The 15,825-nt window shown below is 71.2% G+C and carries 11 protein-coding genes and 1 pseudogene; 9 read left to right on the top strand and 3 right to left on the bottom strand.

The genetic code is table 11. The features are described from left to right. Window positions 1–148 precede the first annotated feature (148 nt). The 6 genes and pseudogenes from KF708C_RS24595 to hutG form a co-directional block, all read left to right on the top strand. Window positions 149–334: pseudogene (locus KF708C_RS24595) on the top strand (UTRA domain-containing protein); the annotation flags it as partial. Window positions 335–412: 78 nt separating this feature from the next. Further along, on the top strand, window positions 413–1,990 hold the full coding sequence (gene hutH / locus KF708C_RS24600) for a histidine ammonia-lyase (RefSeq protein WP_059413564.1): 1,578 nt from the start codon (window positions 413–415) through the stop codon (window positions 1,988–1,990). A 213-nt stretch (window positions 1,991–2,203) separates the two neighbouring features. After that, window positions 2,204–2,788 carry a HutD/Ves family protein gene (locus KF708C_RS24605; protein ID WP_059413565.1) on the top strand — a complete coding sequence of 195 codons (585 nt, stop codon included), beginning with the start codon at window positions 2,204–2,206 and terminating at the stop codon, window positions 2,786–2,788. Next, window positions 2,785–4,035, top strand: coding sequence for an imidazolonepropionase (hutI, locus tag KF708C_RS24610; RefSeq protein WP_059413566.1), 1,251 nt, complete (start codon window positions 2,785–2,787; stop codon window positions 4,033–4,035). The genes KF708C_RS24605 and hutI overlap by 4 nt, the downstream gene beginning before the upstream one ends. Further along, window positions 4,032–5,432, top strand: a complete 1,401-nt coding sequence (locus KF708C_RS24615; RefSeq protein ID WP_020201689.1) for a formimidoylglutamate deiminase — start codon at window positions 4,032–4,034, stop codon at window positions 5,430–5,432. The genes hutI and KF708C_RS24615 overlap by 4 nt, the downstream gene beginning before the upstream one ends. 189 nt (window positions 5,433–5,621) lie before the next feature. Further along, a complete protein-coding gene (gene hutG / locus KF708C_RS24620) occupies window positions 5,622–6,434 on the top strand; it encodes an N-formylglutamate deformylase (protein WP_059413567.1) in 813 nt (270 codons plus the stop codon). Between the two features lie 102 nt (window positions 6,435–6,536). Here the strand turns inward: hutG and KF708C_RS24625 are convergent, their stop codons facing one another. Further along, entirely contained in the window at window positions 6,537–7,322 is a 786-nt protein-coding gene (locus KF708C_RS24625; RefSeq protein ID WP_059413568.1) for a TetR/AcrR family transcriptional regulator, read from the bottom strand. A gap of 352 nt (window positions 7,323–7,674) precedes the next feature. Here KF708C_RS24625 and KF708C_RS24630 point away from each other — a divergent pair, with 352 nt between their 5' ends. From KF708C_RS24630 to KF708C_RS24640, 3 genes are all read left to right on the top strand, one after another. After that, window positions 7,675–8,967: an MFS transporter gene (locus KF708C_RS24630; RefSeq protein WP_082079809.1), complete on the top strand. Its 1,293-nt coding sequence runs from the start codon at window positions 7,675–7,677 to the stop codon at window positions 8,965–8,967. Between the two features lie 86 nt (window positions 8,968–9,053). After that, window positions 9,054–11,288, top strand: coding sequence for a hypothetical protein (locus KF708C_RS24635; RefSeq protein ID WP_059413569.1), 2,235 nt, complete (start codon window positions 9,054–9,056; stop codon window positions 11,286–11,288). 415 nt (window positions 11,289–11,703) lie between these two features. Further along, window positions 11,704–12,888 carry a porin gene (locus KF708C_RS24640; RefSeq protein ID WP_081651339.1) on the top strand — a complete coding sequence of 395 codons (1,185 nt, stop codon included), beginning with the start codon at window positions 11,704–11,706 and terminating at the stop codon, window positions 12,886–12,888. Window positions 12,889–12,925: 37 nt separating this feature from the next. On the opposite strand, the gene cls is transcribed toward KF708C_RS24640, so the two are convergent. Both cls and KF708C_RS24650 read right to left on the bottom strand, forming a co-directional pair. After that, window positions 12,926–14,497 (bottom strand): cardiolipin synthase, encoded by a 1,572-nt coding sequence (cls, locus tag KF708C_RS24645; protein ID WP_231586567.1) that lies wholly within the window; start codon window positions 14,495–14,497, stop codon window positions 12,926–12,928. 130 nt (window positions 14,498–14,627) lie between these two features. Further along, window positions 14,628–15,815 (bottom strand): fumarylacetoacetate hydrolase family protein, encoded by a 1,188-nt coding sequence (locus KF708C_RS24650; protein WP_059413571.1) that lies wholly within the window; start codon window positions 15,813–15,815, stop codon window positions 14,628–14,630. Window positions 15,816–15,825 lie beyond the last annotated feature (10 nt).

A 15,825-nucleotide genomic window follows, 5' to 3' on the forward strand; every position in this document is an offset into this window, starting at 1 on the left:
GGGAGCCAGGGAAGATGGAATTTCGCATGCGGGGACGTGGATTGCCCGCCTCCGCGCCACGGCACCGGCGGGACCGCGCCCGTGTTTTCCGGGCGCAAGGCCGTGCCGGCGGCGGCGATCCGCGCCGGGCACCGACGCCATGAAACCCGCCATCGCCGCCACGCCCGAGCAGGCCGCGCAACTGGAAATGCCCGGCAGCCAGCCCTGCCTGCTGCTGACGCGCCGCACCTGGACCGGCGGCACGCCCGTCACCTTCGTGCGCTGCCTGCATCCGGGCAGCCGCTACCGCCTCGGCAGCCGCTTCCGCGCCGACGGCAACCCGGCCTTCGGCTGATCCGCCGGACGCCGGCTTTTTCGCAGGTCCAACCGGACGACGCTTGCCGAACATGGCTGTATAGACAGGGAAAGACAAATGACCGATACCAGCACCCAGCCCGCCACCGCCCGCCCGCTGCTGATCCTGCGGCCCGGCGCCGTGGCGCTGGCCGACCTGCGCCGCATCCACCGCGGCGAAGTGCGCCTGGCGATGGACGATGCCGCGTGGGCCGGCGTGCGCGCCGCGCAGGCCACCGTGCAGGACATCATCGACGCCGACGCCGTGGTCTACGGCATCAACACCGGCTTCGGCAAGCTGGCGCAGACGCGCATCGCGCACGACAAGCTGGCCGAGCTGCAGCGCAACCTGGTGCTGTCGCACAGCGTCGGCACCGGCGCCGACCTCGCGCCCGACACGGTGCGCCTGATCCTCGCGATCAAGGCCGTGAGCCTGGCGCGCGGCCATTCCGGCATCCGTCCCGAGATCATCGCGGCGCTGCTGGCGCTGGCCAACCACGGCGTCACGCCGTGCATTCCGGCCAAGGGCTCGGTCGGCGCCTCGGGCGACCTCGCGCCGCTCGCGCATCTGTCGTGCACGCTGATCGGCGTGGGCGAGGTGATGATCGGCGGCCGGCGCCGCCCCGCCGCCGAAGGGCTGGCCCATGCCGGGCTGGCGCCGTTCACGCTCGGTCCCAAGGAAGGGCTGGCGCTGCTCAACGGCACCCAGGTCTCCACCGCGCTGGCGCTGGCCGGGCTGTTCGCCGCCGAGGACCTGCTCGCCGCCGGCCTGGTGGCGGGCGCGCTCTCGCTCGAGGCCATCAAGGGCTCGGTCAAGCCGTTCGACGCGCGCATCCACGCCGCGCGCGGCCAGCCCGGCCAGATCGCCGTGGCCGGCGCGGCGCGCGCGCTGCTCGACGGCAGCCGCATCGTCGATTCGCACCGGCAGTGCGGCCGCGTGCAGGACCCGTACTCGATCCGCTGCCAGCCGCAGGTGATGGGCGCGTGCCTGGACAACCTGCGGTACGCCGCGCGCGTGCTCGGCATCGAGGCCAACGCCGCCTCCGACAACCCGCTGGTGTTCCCCGAGCAGGGCGACGTGATCTCCGGCGGCAACTTCCACGCCGAGCCGGTGGCCTTCGCCGCCGACATCATCGCGCTGGCCATCGCCGAGATCGGCGCCATCTCCGAGCGCCGCCTCGCGCTGCTGCTCGACACCGGGCTGTCCGGCCTGCCGCCGTTCCTGGTGCGCGACGGCGGCCTGAACTCCGGCTTCATGATCGCGCAAGTCACCGCCGCCGCGCTGGCCTCCGAGAACAAGTCGCTGGCGCATCCGGCCAGCGTCGACAGCCTGCCCACCTCGGCCAACCAGGAGGACCACGTGTCGATGGCCACCTACGGCGCGCGCCGCCTCGGCGAGATGGCCGAGAACACCGCGGTGGTGGTCGGCATCGAAGCGATGGCCGCCGCGCAGGGCATCGAGTTCCACCGCCCGCTGCAATCGTCGCCGCTGCTCGAAGGCGAGATCGCGCGCATCCGCGCGCGCGTGGCTTTCGTGGAGAGCGACCGCTATCTCGCGCCCGACATCGAGGCGATGAAGCAGTGGGTCAGGCAGGGCGACGCGGGCGCGGGCTGGCCGGAGGCGGTGCGGATGGTGCTGCCTTCGCATGCCTTGTAGAACCCCTGGCGTCGGCGCATCCGGCGGCCCCGTTCGATGCCCCCGGTTTGCTCCCCTCTCCCGCGCGCGGGAGAGGGCCGGCGCCCCCGCAGGCGACACGCGCCAAATCACCGCTGCCCGGCCCGAGACCCGACCAACAGGAGAACCAGAGATGAACGCCAACGAACACCAACTCACCAAGGCGGCCCGCGCGACGCCGAAGGCGCGGCACGCATGAACGGCGCGCAACGCTTCTCGCTCGCCGCGCTGGCGCCGCGGCCGTGGAAGAACGGCGGCGGCGTCACGCGCGAGATCGCGGCCTTTCCGCCCGGCGCCGGCATGGATGCCTTCCAGTGGCGCGTGAGCGTGGCGGACATCGGCGCCGACGGCCCGTTCTCGGCCTTCCCCGGCATCGACCGCCAGATCGTGCTGCTCGGCGGCGCGGGCGTGCGCCTGCTGGCCGACGACGGCAGCTTCGACCACCGGCTCGACAAGATCGGCGCGCCGTTCGCGTTCGCCGGCGAGCGCGGCGTGCAGGCCACGCTGATCGACGGCGCCACGCGCGATTTCAACGTGATGACGCGCCGCGGCCAGTGCCGCGCGAGCGTACTGGCGCAGCGCGGCGGTTTCACGCTCGCCGCCGGCACGGATGCCGTGCTGCTGTTTGCCGTCGAAGGCGCGTGGCACGTCGGCGACCAGACTCTTGCCGCCGGCGACGGCCTGCTGTTCGCCGCCGGCGTGCCCGCCACGCCGGCGCGCGCCGCGGCCGGCCCCGCGCTCTGCCTGACCGTCACCCTCGTCATGGAGAATCCCCGATGAATCAGAATCCGGCGCAGGCCACCTCGGCCGACGGCGTCTGGCACCGCTGCCACCTGCTGCCCGATGCCGATCCCGCCAACGCCATCCGCGACGCGGCGCTGGCCGTGCAGGATGGCCGCATCGCCTGGCTCGGCCCGCTCGCCGGTTTGCCGGCGGACTACGCCGGCCTGCCGCGCCACGACGCCGGCAATGCGTGGATCACGCCCGGGCTGGTCGACTGCCACACGCACCTCGTCTACGGCGGCCAGCGCGCCGACGAATTCGCCATGCGCCTGGCCGGCGCCGGTTATGAAGAGATCGCGCGCGCCGGCGGCGGCATCGTCTCCACCGTGCGCGCCACGCGCGCGGCCGACGAAGACACGCTGTTCGCGCTTGCCGCCGCGCGCCTGGCGCCGCTGCTGGCCGAAGGCGTGACCGCCATCGAGATCAAGTCCGGCTACGGCCTCGACCTCGCCACCGAGCGCAAGCAACTGCGCGTGGCGCGCCGCCTCGGCGCGGCCTTCGGCGTCACGGTGCACACCACCTTCCTCGGCGCGCACGCGCTGCCGCCCGAATACGCCGGCCGCGCCGACGACTACATCGCGCTGGTGTGCGACACCATGCTGCCCGCGCTGGCCGGCGAAGGGCTGGTCGACGCGGTGGACGCGTTCTGCGAATCGGTCGGCTTCAGCCTCGCGCAGACCGCGCGCGTGTTCGAGGCCGCCGCGCGCCACGGCCTGCGCGTCAAGCTCCACGCCGAGCAGCTCAGCAACCTCGGCGGCAGCGTGCTGGCCGCGCGCCACCGCGCGCTGTCCGCCGACCACCTCGAACACCTCGACGAAGCGGGCGTGGCCGCGCTGGCCGCGTCCGGCACGGTGGCGGTCCTGCTGCCCGGCGCCTATTATTTCCTGCGTGACACCAACCTGCCGCCGCTGGCGCTGCTGCGCCGGCACGGCGTGCCGATGGCGATCGCCACCGACCACAATCCCGGTACCTCGCCGGTCACTTCGCTGCTGCTGATGATGAATATGGCTTGCACCCTGTTCCGGATGACCGTGCCGGAAGTGCTGGCCGGCGTCACCCGCCACGCCGCGCGCGCGCTCGGCGCGGCCGACCGGCACGGCCTGCTGGCGGCCGGGCGCGGCGCCGACTTCGTGCTGTGGCAGGTCGATTCCCCCGCCGAACTGGCCTACTGGTTCGGCCGCAATCCGGCCGCGGCGGTGGTGCGGCAAGGCCGCGTGTACGGGGCGGCGGGAGCACGCGCATGAACGCCGGAACCCTGTTCGCCACCGCAGCGCTGCTGCCCGATGGCTGGGCGCGCAACGTCCTGTTCCAGTGGGATGGCGCGGGCACGCTCGTGACCGTGCGGCCCGATGCCGGCGCGGTCGATGCCGCCGGCGTGCCGCATGCCGCCGGCCCGCTGCTGCCCGGCATGCCCAACCTGCATTCGCACGCGTTCCAGCGCGGCTTCGCCGGCCTGACCGAATACCGCAGCGACGGCGGCGGCGGCGAGGCCGACTCGTTCTGGAGCTGGCGCAAGCTGATGTACCGCTTCGCGCTGCGGCTGTCGCCCGACACGCTCGAAGCCATCGCCACCCAGCTCTACGTGGAGATGCTGCGCGCCGGCTACACCAGCGTGTGCGAGTTCCACTACGTGCACCACGGCGAAGACGGCAAGCCCTACGCCGAGCCGGCCGAGATGTCGCTGCGCCTGCTGCGCGCCGCGCGCAACGCCGGCATCGGCATCACGCTGCTGCCGGTGCTGTACCAGACCGCCGGCTTCGGCGGCAAGCCCGCGCTGGCCGACCAGCGCCGCTTCCTGCACCAGACCGGCGCCATGCTCGACCTGCTCGCGCGGCTGGCGCCGCACTGCCACGGCCAGGCGCGCCTCGGCCTCGCCCCGCACTCGCTGCGCGCGGTGCCGCCGGAAAGCCTGGCCGAGGCGGTGGCCGGCCTGCACGCGATGGACGCGCTGGCGCCGGTGCACATCCACATCGCCGAGCAGCAGCGCGAGGTGGACGAATGCATCACGCTCACCGGCACGCGCCCGGTGGCGTGGCTGCTCGACCATGCCGAGGTGGACGGGCGCTGGTGCCTCGTGCATGCCACCCACATGGACTGGGACGAGCGCCGCCGCCTCGCGCACAGCGGCGCGGTGGCCGGCATCTGCCCGACCACCGAGGCCAACCTCGGCGACGGCGTGTTCGACGCCACGCCCTATCTCGCGCAGGGCGGCGTGTGGGGCATCGGCTCGGACAGCCACGCCAGCGTCAGCGTGGCGGAGGAGCTGCGGCTGTTCGAATACGGCCAGCGCCTCGGCCTGCAGCGCCGCAACGTGCTGGCCTCCGATACCCATCGCCAGGTGGCCGACCGCCTGTACCTCGACGCCGCGGCCGGCGGCGCGCGCGCTTCCGGCCGCGCCATCGGCGCGCTGGCGGTCGGGCAGCAGGCCGATTTCGCCGTGCTCGACGGTGCCCACCCGGCGCTGGCGGGCCTGTCCGGCAGCCAGGCGCTGGCCGTCCACGTGTTCGCCAACCACGGGCATGAGACACTAGCGGAAGTCCGCACCGCCGGCCGCGTGCGCGTGCAGCACGGCGTTCACCCGCTGCAGCCGCAGGCGGGCGAACGCTTCGCCGCCGCCCGCGCCAGCCTGCTGACCGACTGAATCCCGGCGCCGCCATGCGCCGCGATGCTTGACATGGCAAGCATCGGGCGCGGCGGCGCAAGGATGGCAGCGCCGCGGTGGCTGCGCGCTGCCGTCGCGTTACCACCGCATCACCGCATCACCGCACCACCATCGCGCCATCGCCGCAATACCGTGGCTACCGCCGTACCCCGTCGCAAACAGAACGATATGTCCTTCTCTACCGATACCCCCGCCTTCACGCTCCATCGCGGCACGCGCCCGCTGCTGGTGTCGATGCCGCACGTCGGCACCTACCTGCCGGCCTCCGTCTCCGGCCGCCTCACCGCCGAGGCGCGCACCGTGCCCGACACCGACTGGCACCTCGCGCGCCTCTACGATTTCGCGCGCGAGCTTGGCGCCTCCATCCTGGTGGCCACGCACTCGCGCTACGTGGTGGACCTGAACCGCCCGCCCGACAACGCCAACCTCTACCCCGGCCAGGACACTACCGGCCTGTGCCCGGTCGACACCTTCGACAAGACTCCGGTCTACGCCGACGGCAGCCTGCCCGCCGACGACGAGATCGCCGCGCGCCGCGACGCGGTCTGGCGCCCGTACCACGCCGCGCTGGCCGAGGAACTCGCGCGCCTGCGCGCCGCGCACGGCACCATCGCGCTGTGGGACGCGCACTCGATCCGTTCGGTGCTGCCGCGCTTCTTCGAGGGCAAGCTGACCGACTTCAACCTCGGCACCGCCAACGGCGCCAGTTGCGACGTGGCGCTGGCCGACCAGCTGCTGGACATCGCCAGCGCGGTGCCGGATCACACCGCGATCCTGAACGGGCGCTTCAAGGGTGGCTACATCACGCGCCAGTACGGCGCGCCGGCGCAGGGCGTGCATGCCGTGCAGCTCGAGCTGACGCAGTGCGCGTACATGAGCGAGGTCTATCCGTTCGCCTACGACGAGGCGCGGGCCACGCGCATCCAGCCCGCGTTGCGGGCGATGCTGGAGACGGTGCTGGGGTTTGTCGAAGCGCGTTGAGTTGCGCCGCCGCCCACGGTTGCCTGGCCAGGGGACCGTGCCCTGACCGGGGACGGCAGCGGGCGGCCCGCCGGCGGGCTTCGCGCCGCCGGCGGCATCCGCTCAGGCGGTCTTTGTCTTTGCCGGCCTGGCGCGCGCGGCCCGTGCCGGCTTCGCGCCGTCCCGCGGCCATGCGTCGATGCCGTCCAGCAGCAGGCGCAGCCCCTTCTCGAACGTCGTCGGCGTGTCGATGGCGGCGAAATCGTCGAGCATGAAGGCGCAGCCGGGATAGTCCCCGGCGGGGAACTGCCCGACATGGCCGCGCAGGTACTCCCGCTTCGCGCTCGGCTCCTGCTGGAAGACCTGCGCGCTGGCGACCGAGACCAGGAACAGCATCAGCAGGTGATGGGCGCTTGCCGCCTGCGCGCCGCTGAAGCCGCCGCTCTGCAGGATGCGGCCCATGCGGTCGAAGAACACCAGCCCGTAGTCCTTGCCATCCAGTAGCTGGTGCTGGAACAGCCGGTACCGGCTGGAGGTGGCGATCTGCGCGGTGATGCCCTTCCAGCGCGACTGCATCTGCTGCACTTCGCGCAGCAGCGCCTCCGCATCGGCGCGCCATTGCCCGGTGAGCGGCGGCGCGCGGTCGCAGACTTCCTTCAGCGCATAGTTGAGCATCAGGCTCAGGATGTCGTCGCGGCTTCCCAGGAAATAATGGATCAGCGAAGTCGCGACCCCGAGCTCGTTCGCCAGCCGGGCGATCGTGATCTCGGCGAACGGCTCCTTCTGCGCGAGCTGGACCACGTGCTGGACGATGGCATCGCGCGACAGCCCGCCCGGGCTTGCGCCGGTCGCGTTTCTCGGCCTGCGCCCCGGCCGGCGCGCCTGCGCCGCATTGGCCTTCTCCGACAAGATTTTCCCCGCCACTAAGTCATTCATCTTCGTTGTCAGCGCGCGCGGCGCACTGCCGGCATCCTCTCGCGGCACGCAATTCCGCGCCAGTATAGCGTCTCTGCCTGCGCCCCATCGCCGCCGACAGCGGCTGTGCGGCCCGCGCCGGGGCGCCGCGGCCGGGCAATCGCGACGGATCGCCGGCCGCGCCCGGCAGGGCCGGCCACGGCGCCCGGCGGCGTCCGCGCCCGATCTATTTGACTATACGTCAATTCGAAGATAGAGTAATTGGCGTTACGTCAAAAAAGGGGCGCGGCAGCACGCGGCGCACCCGGACATCAGCCACCCTCGCCATCTCATCCGAAAGGCAACCATGTCGATCCACCTTGACCAGGATGTCGCCGCGCCCCCGCCGGCAGCCGCCTTTGCCGCGCCGCCGGCCGGCGGGCTTTCCGCCCCGCATCGGGCCCTGATCGTGTTCGGCGCGGCGCTGGGCCTTTGCGCCGGCTTCGCGCCGCTCTACTTCGGCACGATCTCGGTCTTCCTCCAGCCCATCGCCCACGAGTTCGGCTGGGGCCGCGCGCAGACCTCGGCGGCGGGCGTGCTCTCGATGCTGGGGCTGGCCGCGGGCTCGATCGTGGTCGGCCAGCTGATCGACCGCTTTGGCGAGACCAGGGTCATCGGCGGCTCGGCCTCGGTGATGGCGGTCTTCATGGCGATTCAGTCGCTCTGCGGGAATTCGCCCTGGCTGTTCGCCGCGCTCAGCTTCGGCATCGGCGTGGCGGGCGCCGGCACCACGCCGCCGGGCTATCTCACGGTATTGGCAAGATGCCTGCGCGACAGGCTCGGCGTCGCGCTGGGGCTGGCGGGAATCGGCATGGGCGTCGGCACGATCTCCATGCCGGTCATCGCGCAGACGCTGATCGCGCACTACGGCTGGCGCAGCGCCTACGCCGGGCTCGCGGCCGGGGCGCTGCTGCTCGGCTGGCTGGCCTGCGCCATCATCTCGCGCGGCGCGCGTGGCCTGCGCGGGCATGCGCGGCAGCGCCGCCTGCCCGCGGGCAGCATGCCGGTGCCCGGATACACCGTGCGCGAAGCGCTTGCCGACCGGCGCCTGTGGCTGATCCTCGCCGTCACGCTGCTGGTATCGATGGCCACGCTCGGCATGTCGGTGCATTTCGTGTCGCTGCTCGTCGACGGCGGCATCACGCCGCAGCTGGCGGCGCGGGCCGTGGCGGTGAGCGGGGCGGGGGTGGTGCTGGGGCGGGTCGTCAGCGGTTATCTGATCGACCGGTTCGCGGCCAGGAAGGTGGCGGCGGCCGCGTTCTGCCTGGCCGCCGCGGGCGCGGTGCTGATGGCGTCGGAGCTGTCGCGCGCGATCCAGTTCTCCGCCTTCGCCGGCCTGCTGCTCGGCTTCGCGCTCGGCGCGGAAGGCGATTTCCTGCCGTTCTTCGTCAAGAAATATTTCGGCCTCAAGTCCTTCGGGCGGATCTACGGGGTCCTCTTTTTCGTGCATGGCCTGGGCGGCATCGCCGGGCCGGTCCTGTTCGGCCTCTCGTTCGATCACTTCGCCACCTACAAGTACGCGCTGCTGTGTGCGTCCGGCGCCCTGTGCGCCGCGATGCTGCTGGTGCTGCGCCTGGGTTCCTACAGGTTTTCCTCGTAAGGGCGGACCGGCGGTCCGCGCCCGAGCGATGCATCGATCCGCAAGCGGTCATCGGAATATCGACCGAGTTTTCTGAAAGAATGGAAATGAGCACCAACCAAGAACACAGCGCAGCCAGCCTGCAAACGACCCATACCCCGGCCAGCCTTGCCGCGCAGGCGGTGGCAGCGCAGTACGCGCTGTACGACGCGCATCGCGCGCTCAACCAATGCAGTCTGGCCGACGCGCACGCGGTGAAGGCGCGCGCGGCCCTCGATGCCGCGACGCTGATGATCGCCAAGGCGAAATGGTATGCGGGCCGCTTTACCGGCAGCAATATGTATTTCGCGGCGTTCACGCAGAGCGCGCAGGACGCCGCGGAGGCCGCGCGGCATTTCGACGGCGCCGTCGAGGCGTGCCGGCGGGTGGAAGCCCTGCTCGATGGCACGGAACCGGACCCGGCCGCGCTGGCCGGAGAGGGCCTGCCGGCGATCGAGCTGTCGCGGCGCGGCACGGAGATCGAGTTCGCCGGCGACGTGCCCATCGTTCCCGCGATCTGCCCGATCGTGGTGCTGCGCGGATCGTCGCACGAGATGGGGCGGCAATACATCCAGCAGATCATCGACATCTTCGGCAAGTGGCCCGTGGAACGGCTCGCCGCGCGCCGGTTCCGCGCGCACGAGATCGAGATCGTCAAGAACTGGCACGTCCACATGCAGGAGAACACGCCGGAGATCGGCGAGATGGTGCGCGGCTGGATCGATGCCGCGAAAGAGCACGGCATCGAACTCAACTACTGGACGGCCATTCAGCTCTGGACCGGGCACTTCGAGCCGATCTGGAGCGGCATCCGCGGCCACGGCGTGCGCGACCTCACCGCCGACAGCCTGGACGAAGGCGAAGGCCAGGCCGACTCCTCCTACCTGGGCGGCCAGAGCATGAGCTCGGCGCACGCGGACCGTTCCGTCGACCTGTGCAGCGGCGCCTGCGCCTGGGGCGAGGCAACGTCGGACGGCGCGCTGGTCTCGGGCTCGACCACCGACCACGACTGCACATTCCAGGTGACGATCGCCGCGTTCCCCGACGACGGGCACGCGTTCATCTACACGCCGTTTTCCATCAACGGCTTCATCCCGGGCCTGGGGCAGTATTTCTTCGCCGGGCATCCGGGCATGAACAGCAAGGGCGTGGCCTACGTCCACCACGGCGGCGGGCTGCACGGCATCGAGGAAACGAGCGACCGCGGCTACGGCCTGCGGCGCGGCGCGTCGGTGTTCCACAACCTGCGCTTCGCCGATACGGCCGCGGACGCGCTCGGCAACGAGATGGGATGGCCGATCGGCGACGTGGGCACCATTCTCGGTTCGGTGGGGGGCTTCTACGCGGACGGGCGCTATGCATACGTGTGCGAGGCGAGGCCGTCGAACGCCGTGGGCAGCGACCCCATCCTGCGCGAACTCTCGTTCGACGAGCAGGGCCGGTCCTACGAGTTCCTGTATGCGAACAACAATTCCATGCACCCGCGCTCCGCCGCCGGGTTCCTGGCCCCGGACCAGGGATATGCCTTCAACCCGGTCGAAGGCTGGGTCCAGAACCGGCCGGCGGACCTCGCCTATCTCGGCGACCGGCAGCTCGCGCCCGCGCTCTCGACCAAGAGCTCGCAAGGACGCAACCGCTACCTGTTCGAGTCGCTCAAGGCGGCGCATGGCCGCATCGACGTCGACGTGATGGCGCGCATCTATTCGACCAGCGCGCCCGAGCGCTACCGCGAGGACGGCCAGCGCATGTCCCACGCGGAGCGCGAGCAGGCCTGGCTTGGCGGCAGCCCGTGGCCCAGCTCGATCTGCCATCGCGTCAATGCGTTCACCGCCGTCATGCGTCCGGACGACGGCGATCAGGGCCTGTACATGGGATGCGTGGGGCCGGCCAACCGGCGCGCGCTCATGCATATTCCCGGCCACGGCTACTACTACCACGACGAAGCCAACGAGTTCTGGGAGATCCGGCTGCGCCGCACCCCCGGGGAGATGCTCGAGGACGCAAAGCTCCGCGCTTCCCAACTGCTCGACGACGCCCGGCGGCGGCTCGACGGCGCGCGCAGGGTCTCGCCCGGCGTGGCCGGCTCGGCCTACCTTGCCGGACTGATCCAGCGCGCGGACAACGCCCTGCAGGAAGGCATGGAGTGCGAGTCGTCGATGAACGAGGGAGACGGCGAGGGTCAGGGCCAGGGCAACGGCGGGGACGCCGCGCGCCGGCTGTCCAGGGCGCTGCGCCGCTACACGACCTGCCAGGTCCGCGCGAAGCAGGCGATCACGGAGCTCGAACTGAGCCTGTCGATGTAATCGACCCGCCGGCGCCGCGCTCCTGGCGGCGCCGGCATCGCCGCGGCCGGGCCAGTGCCAATGCCGCGGGCAATCCCGCCTGAAAAGAGCGGCCGATGCCGCGCCACGCAAGCCGCGGCGCGGCCCGGCCGATCACGTCTGCCGCCGTACCTTCGCAGCCCGTTCGCGGCTGCGATTCGTTCCGTTCCGGTTCTCCCCGCGCGGCCCCGCTTGCGCGCCGGCCATGAGCACGGCCAGTCCTCATGCCAGCAGTGGACACACCTTTCTTGCAGCAGGAAATCCCCAGATTGGGGAAATAGATGTGGCATCAATATTGCATCTGGCATCGTGTAATTGACGATTGGTCAATTAGTGGCGCCAGACGGTTCTGGCTGCCGCAACGTCATCACGACTTCATCAGATCGGAGAGGTGCATATGCTTGGAAAGCGCGTCGGTTTGCTTTGTGTTGCCACGGTAGTGTCCTGCGGTTCCGCCAGTTCATGGGCGGAGGCCGACTCGATGGTCGATATTCAGCGCCTGGTCCTGCAGGGGGTGGGCCCGGGCGCGCTGGGCGTCATGCCGGGCAGGAGCATGCTGTCGCTGTACGGCACCGTCGACGTCGGGCTGGACTACACGCACGGGCCCAGCGGCAACATGAAGCGGGTGGAGAGCAACAACGCCTGGACCTCGAAGTTCGGCATCTACGGGCAGGAGAGCCTCGGCCGCGGGCTGACGGCGTTCTTCCGCCTGGAGAGCGGTTTCAACCCGGATTCCGGCACGCAGCAGAGCAAGACCTCCTTCTTCAACCGGGGCTCGTTCGTCGGGCTGTCGAGCACCGACTGGGGCACCGTCTCGCTTGGCAAGCAGCTCAGCGGCGCCTCGTCGCTGGCGATCGGCGCCGACCCGTTCCTGGCCACCGGGCACCAGTCCATCTACTCGTACCTGGCCGCCTTCAGCGACCTGGGCTACGGCTCGAGCCTCGACATCAACCGCATCAACAACTCGATCAGCTACACCACGCCGCTGCTGTGGGAGCACGTCGGCATCAACGCGTTCTACGCGCTGAAGGGAAACCAGGACGTCGGCCCGAGGACGCACAACCAGTCGCTGTCGATCTACTATGCGAGCCAGGAAAACTTCATGTCGGCGTCCTACTCCCAGAACTGGTGCGACCCGAGCCCGGCGGCAACGTCGCAATGCAGCCACGACGCCACCCGGGAGCCGTCGATCCGCACCGACAACGTCCTGCTCAACGTCTCGCACGACTTCGGCTTCCTGACCGGCACGGCGGTGCTGTCGTGGATCAACCCGAGGAATACCGGCGGCGCCAATGCCATGCTCTACTTCGCCGGGGTGCAGAAGAAGATCGGGGCGCACCTGCTGCGCGTCACGGCGGGGTTCCGCGACACCACGCAAAAGGCGAACCATGCCTGGGGCATGACGTTCGGCGACGACTATTTCCTGTCGAAGAGAACCTCGCTCTACGCCCGCTTCGGTTTCATCAGGAACAGCTCGGCCTCGGCCCTGACCTACAACTACGAGCCGGAGAACGGCTTTCCGCTGCCCAAGCCGGGCGGCTCGGTGCACAGCCTCACCGTCGGCATCGCGCACCATTTCTGAGCGGGCGCATGGCGGCCCGGTCCGCGCGCGGCAATTCCTACAGCAGCGAATCGGCCAGCCGGCAGAGGTTCTGCCAGGTGCGCCGGCGCAGCGGCCGCCGCTGCCAGGCGGCGCGGTCGACCTGCGCGCTGTCGCGGAAGTAGCGCGCCTGGATCTCGCGCATGCGCGCCACCACCGCGTGGTCGTAGATGACCAGCGCGGCCTCCGCGTTGAGCGCGAACGAGCGGATGTCCATGTTGGTCGATCCCACCATCGCCACTTCGTCGTCGATGGTCACGTGCTTGGCGTGCAGGAAGGCCGGCTTGTACAGGTGGATGTGCACGCCCGCGTCGAGCAGCACGCCAAAATAGGCTTCCTGCGCGGCCTGCGTGAAGCGCTGGTCGATCCGCCGCGACAGCACCAGGTGCACGGCCACGCCGCGGTAGCAGGCCAGTTGCAGCGCCTGCAGGAAGGCCTCGTCGGGAACGAAGTAGGGCGTGGTGATGACTACCCGCGCGCGTGCGCGGTGGATCATGCTGACCAGCGCCATCTGCGCGTTCTGCGTGCCGTAGCCGGGGCCGCTGGGCAGCATCTGCGCGGTGTGCGCGCCGGCGGCTTGCGGCGGCGGGAAGTTCCCGGCGACGAAGCCGCCACGTTCGGTCTGCGCGGCCTGCCCGGCCTCGCCGGTCTCGCCGGTCTCCAGGTAGCGGTCGGCCAGGAACACCGCCTGCAGCTGCGTCACCACCGGGCCGGTCACGCGCGCCACCAGTTCCTCGTTGGGCAGGCCGGGCGTGGATTCGGCGTCGATCACGTTCTGCGAGCCGATGTAGCCGATGCTGCCGTCCACCACCAGGATCTTGCGGTGGTTGCGCAGGTCGAAGCGCGCGCTCTTGCCCTTGAGCACGGCCGAGAGCGAGCGCATCGGCAACGCCTGCACCACTTCCACGCCGCCGTGGCGCAGCGTTTGCGCGAACGCGCGCCAGCCGGCGCGGGCACCCAGCGCATCCACCAGCAGGCGGCATTGCACGCCGCGCGCGGCGGCGCGCAGCAGCGCGTCGGTGAACGCGCGCGCGGTGGCGTCGGCCGCGTAGATGTAGACCAGCAGGTGGACCTGGCGCGCGGCGCCGTCGATGTCGGCGATCATGCGCGCGACCACGGCGCCGTAGTCGTCCATCAATTCCACGGCGTTGCCGCGCATCGGCCAGTACGAGCCGAGCCGCTCGATCAGCCCGGCGGCGTCGGCGGACACGCCGGCGGGCAGCGGCTGCACCGGCGCGAAGCGCTCGAGCGGGCCGCGCACGCGCTCGATGCCCTGGTTGATGCGCGCGAGCTTGAGGCGGCGCGACTTCGGATAGTAGATGCGGCCGAACAGCGCGTACAGCAGCAGGCCCAGCCACGGCAGGAAGAAGATCAGCAGCAGCCAGGTGCGCGCCGCCGCCGGCGCGCGGCGCTGCGGCACGTAGACCAGCATGACCAGCCGGATCAGCCATTCGGCCAGCGTGAACAGCCACGGCCATCCCGAGGACAGGCCGGCCGCCACCACGTCCGGCAGCGCGGCCAGCCAGGCGGCGGGCACGGTCGGGGAGAGCAGGGCGGGCAGGGAGGAAGGCGGTGGCAAGGATGGCGGCATGCGGCTCGGAGCGCCCGGCGGGCGACGTTCGGCGGAGCGCCAACCATACCAGAGCCGCGCGGCGGCGGGATGCGGACATTTCCGCCGCGCCGCCGCCGCTGGTGTCTCCGTCGCTGCCGGGCCGGCGCCGTTAGGCCGCGCCGAGCAGCCCGCGCTGCGCGAGGTTGCGGTACAGCGCGCGCACGCCGAAGGTCCACGGCGCGATCTCGGTGCACAGCCCCACCGTGTTGACCAGCGCGCCGAGCGCGGGCGCCGAGATGGTCACGACGTCGCCGAGGTGATGGGTGAAGCCGGCGCCCGGCGCGTCGCGGTCCTCGATCGGCGAGAACATGGTGCCGAGGAACAGCATGAAGCCGTCCGGGTACTGGTGGTGCGCGCCGCAGGTCTGGGCGACGAGGTCGGCCGGGTCGCGGCTGATCTCGCTCATGTGGCTGACGCCTTCGAGCACGAAGCCGTCGCCGGCGCCCTCGACGCGCAGCGACACGCTTTCCCGGCGCACCGAGTCGAGCGTGAAGCGCGCGTCGAACAGCCGCACGAACGGGCCGATCGCGCATGAGCCGTTGTTGTCCTTGCACTTGCCGAGCAGCAGCGCGGAGCGGCCTTCGATGTCGCGCAGGTTGACGTCGTTGCCGAGCGTGGCGCCGACCACCCTGCCGGCGCTGCTGACCGCCAGCACGATCTCCGGCTCGGGGTTGTTCCACACCGAGGCCGGATGCAGGCCGATGTCGGCGCCGAAGCCGACCGCCGACATCGGCTGCGATTTCGAGAACACCTCGGCGTCGGGGCCGATGCCGACTTCCATGTACTGCGACCACGCGCCGCGCCGCTCGAGCTCCGCCTTGAGCCGCTGCGCGGCCTCGGAGCCGGGCTCGATCTGCGACAGGTCGGTGCCGATCAGCGCGGTGATGGTCTCGCGCACGTCCTTGGCGCGGGCCGGATCGCCGCCGGCCTGCTCCTCGATCACGCGCTCGATCAGGCTCACGGCGAAGGTCACGCCGCACGCCTTGATGGCCTGCACGTCGCACGGCGCGAGCAGGCGCACCGGCGCGCCGGCGTCGCCCGCCAGCGCCGGGGCCAGCAGCGCCTGCACGCTGCCGAGCGCCTCGCCGGGCGCGTGGCGGGCGAGCTCCAGCGCGTCGGCGCGCTCGAACAGGTCGGCGGTGGTCGGCACGGTGGCCGTGATGTCGAAGACGTGGCCGTCGCGCACGGCGACCACGCAGGGGCCTTCATGGTCGCCGGCGCGGCGCCACACGCGCCCGACCAGCAGCGCTTGTTCGAGATCGGCCGGCAGGCAGGCGGAGGGAGAGAGGGTTCGCATGGGTTGGCGG

The organism is Cupriavidus basilensis (genome assembly GCF_000876015.1).
GTDB classification, from domain to species: domain Bacteria; phylum Pseudomonadota; class Gammaproteobacteria; order Burkholderiales; family Burkholderiaceae; genus Cupriavidus; species Cupriavidus basilensis_B.

Excerpts from the sequence above, each read along its gene's own strand:
- KF708C_RS24650 (WP_059413571.1), bottom strand. The coding sequence starts at position 15,815 with ATGCGAACCCTCTCTCCCTCCGCCTGCCTGCCGGCCGATCTCGAACAA.
- KF708C_RS24635 (WP_059413569.1), top strand. The coding sequence starts at position 9,054 with ATGAGCACCAACCAAGAACACAGCGCAGCCAGCCTGCAAACGACCCAT.
- hutG (WP_059413567.1), top strand. The coding sequence starts at position 5,622 with ATGTCCTTCTCTACCGATACCCCCGCCTTCACGCTCCATCGCGGCACG.
- hutI (WP_059413566.1), top strand. The coding sequence starts at position 2,785 with ATGAATCAGAATCCGGCGCAGGCCACCTCGGCCGACGGCGTCTGGCAC.
- hutH (WP_059413564.1), top strand. The coding sequence starts at position 413 with ATGACCGATACCAGCACCCAGCCCGCCACCGCCCGCCCGCTGCTGATC.
- KF708C_RS24615 (WP_020201689.1), top strand. The coding sequence starts at position 4,032 with ATGAACGCCGGAACCCTGTTCGCCACCGCAGCGCTGCTGCCCGATGGC.
- KF708C_RS24605 (WP_059413565.1), top strand. The coding sequence starts at position 2,204 with ATGAACGGCGCGCAACGCTTCTCGCTCGCCGCGCTGGCGCCGCGGCCG.
- KF708C_RS24630 (WP_082079809.1), top strand. The coding sequence starts at position 7,675 with ATGTCGATCCACCTTGACCAGGATGTCGCCGCGCCCCCGCCGGCAGCC.
- cls (WP_231586567.1), bottom strand. The coding sequence starts at position 14,497 with ATGCCGCCATCCTTGCCACCGCCTTCCTCCCTGCCCGCCCTGCTCTCC.
- KF708C_RS24640 (WP_081651339.1), top strand. The coding sequence starts at position 11,704 with ATGCTTGGAAAGCGCGTCGGTTTGCTTTGTGTTGCCACGGTAGTGTCC.